At 31.0% G+C, this 2,479-nt stretch carries 3 protein-coding genes; all 3 read right to left on the bottom strand.

All coding sequences use genetic code 11. The annotated features are described in order from the left end of the window. Positions 1-134 precede the first annotated feature (134 nt). The 3 genes from HMPREF1551_RS02740 to HMPREF1551_RS02750 all read right to left on the bottom strand — a co-directional run bounded on the left by HMPREF1551_RS02740 (position 135) and on the right by HMPREF1551_RS02750 (position 2,329). Positions 135-707, bottom strand: coding sequence for a hypothetical protein (locus HMPREF1551_RS02740; protein WP_081695733.1), 573 nt, complete (start codon positions 705-707; stop codon positions 135-137). A 304-nt stretch (positions 708-1,011) separates the two neighbouring features. Continuing rightward, entirely contained in the window at positions 1,012-1,404 is a 393-nt protein-coding gene (locus tag HMPREF1551_RS02745; protein ID WP_021627500.1) for a DUF4279 domain-containing protein, read from the bottom strand. Between the two features lie 247 nt (positions 1,405-1,651). Further along, complete coding sequence (locus HMPREF1551_RS02750) at positions 1,652-2,329, bottom strand: Imm43 family immunity protein (protein ID WP_231374949.1); 678 nt, start codon at positions 2,327-2,329, stop codon at positions 1,652-1,654. Positions 2,330-2,479 lie beyond the last annotated feature (150 nt).

Consider the following 2,479-nt stretch of genomic DNA (forward strand, 5'->3'; position numbering starts at 1 on the left):
CATTATAGGTTTTAAAAACGCTTTTCTCAATGGTAGGTAAAGGAAATTAGTAGGGTAATTCTTTTGTATCATATTGATTAGTAAGTTATTGGAATTTTAACAACACATCTGATACATTACCAACAGAGATAAACCTACCTATTGAAAATATTTCTTTCTTTAGGAAATACAGGCAAAGGAGCTACTTTTCCTACTTTTTTAAGAGCAAGCCCTTTGATGTCTAACTCATTGATTATATTTTCGAGTTCTTTGGTACAGTATAACATATTAGTGTAGAGAGCATCTCTGAATAGTATGTTTTCACCTGCTTCTTCATAAAAATATAAATCATTGTTTCTTGTTAATTCCCCTAATTTTATAGGACTTATCCCTTCAAAGTTGATACTTTTTACTATATTTAGAATGTTGATAAAAACAAAATCCTTTTTTACATTAATAATTTTAAAAGGTAACAATTCTGCTTTTACATTAGTTCTTTGTACAAAGAGAATAGCTTTTTCTTTTTCCATTACGAACAAACCACCACATATACGGGCATCAAACCCATCTCTTTTCCCTTTGTTATCATAGTTTTTGTACACTTCTCCTTGTTTCTCTTTCCATGAACCTATTAATGGCTGTCCGTTAAGAGTGATATATTCCACCTTTTCTCCTATAATTGTAAAGGTTTTGTACGCAAAATCATCAGTTAATTGATATATATCCATATTTACCATATTACGTTATTAAACAATAAATCATTTCTAATATTCTCTAATTCTGCCCGAACGTACCCCCGCTGGCGCAAGTCACATACTCGCTTCCAGTATTCAGCGACTTTAGCTTGTGCCCAATTCAAAATTCATAATTCCCCTCACACTATTTAGAGTACTTTATAGGCTTAAAAAACGCTTTTCTCTATGGTGGGTAAAGGAAAATAGATTTTTGTCTTCTTTGTATTTTACTGATTGTAAAGCTATTAAATTTTTAACAACATGTCTGATACATTACCTCCCCTGTATAATCTTTTTATTAATCATATATATATAAATCTAAGTCAATTGAAGCATTCAATTTGTATAATAATTTAACAATATTATTATCAAAAACTATTGCTGGTGATGGTTCTTTATTTGTTTCTACTTTGAAACGCATTATAGATTTTAAATTGTTCTTGTGTATAAATGAGGATATTTCCTCAATTCTTGGGCTTACAATTTTTTCAAGAGGCTTTAAGCTATCTCCTATATAAAGAGATGTAATATCTTTAAATGAATACTTCCAAAAAGTATCTGTACTTACTCTAAATTTCAGCTTATCTCCTTTGTAAGCAAAATCAGTAGGGGATATGTTTATTATTTCAGAAAACTCATCTATGTTAAACATATCTCCATAAATAATAAAAGTTAATTTAATACTAGTCATATGGATAATCTGTATATGTATCTATAGGATCTCCTTTTCCTCCTTCCGCTAGCGCAAGTCACATACTCGCTTCCAAGTATTCAGCGACTTTAGCTTGTGCCCAAATAATTTCCCTCGCACTATTTAGAGCGCTTTATAGGTTTTAAAAACGCTTGTCTCTATGGTGGGTAAAAGGAAATAGTAGGGCAGTTCTTTTGTATTGTATTGATTAGTAGGTTATTGGAATTTTAACAACACATCTGATACATTACCACTTTAAACAAGTATTATACACTTCCGGAAACTCACTTACTGAATATATCTCAGGAGCATAGCAGAGCTTTTCTATTTCCTCTTTTAATGATTTTTTAACAACTAAGGCATTTTGATAGCAAAAATAATCATCAGGTAATACATTTCCTAAAACAAAAATATTCCTATCAGTAGGCTCTTTTAAGTGTAAATCAGGATAAAGAAAAATATTCTTTAAACCTCTTGCTGCTATTTTTGAGTTCTCATTAAAGGCAAATAATTCGTTATCAGCCCTACAGAAACGCAATAAATAATAGGGTTGCTTAGCAATATTCTCGCCTTTGGTATTTACAATACTTAATCTTGCTTTTTCATATTGAGGATTTAAACCATTCTCTATCAGAAGATTTAACAATCTATCAGAGAATATTTTTATATCTCTGTGAAATCCCAAGAAATCAAACAACACTTCTTTTTGGCGTTTTACCACTAAAATCAATTCTTCAGGCAATTTGTATTTCTCTTCAGGAGGAAAAGAGAAATACATAGGAGAGTATTTAATCCATTCTCCACGTTTGATTTTAGTTGGATTTTTAGGGTAGAACTCCTCTGTAATAGTTGTCATTACAGTAGCAGGAACTCCTTTAGGTAATGTATTGGGGTTTGAATAAAACCATATAAACAATTCTTTCATAATACTTATTTTATGATAATCTTTGACAACCACTTCCTGTTGTCCTTTGTCCTATGTTAGATTTTAATTCGTTTTGATAATCAATTATTTTTTGTTTAGCTCGCTGTCTTGCTTCCCCCCCACTGGCGCAAGTCACATACTCGCTTCCAA

This window comes from Capnocytophaga sp. oral taxon 863 str. F0517, from assembly GCF_000466425.1.
Lineage (GTDB): Bacteria > Bacteroidota > Bacteroidia > Flavobacteriales > Flavobacteriaceae > Capnocytophaga.

Bases quoted from the DNA above. Each gene is read 5' to 3' on its own strand.
- HMPREF1551_RS02750 (WP_231374949.1), bottom strand. From the start codon at position 2,329: ATGAAAGAATTGTTTATATGGTTTTATTCAAACCCCAATACATTACCT.
- HMPREF1551_RS02740 (WP_081695733.1), bottom strand. From the start codon at position 707: ATGGATATATATCAATTAACTGATGATTTTGCGTACAAAACCTTTACA.
- HMPREF1551_RS02745 (WP_021627500.1), bottom strand. From the start codon at position 1,404: ATGACTAGTATTAAATTAACTTTTATTATTTATGGAGATATGTTTAAC.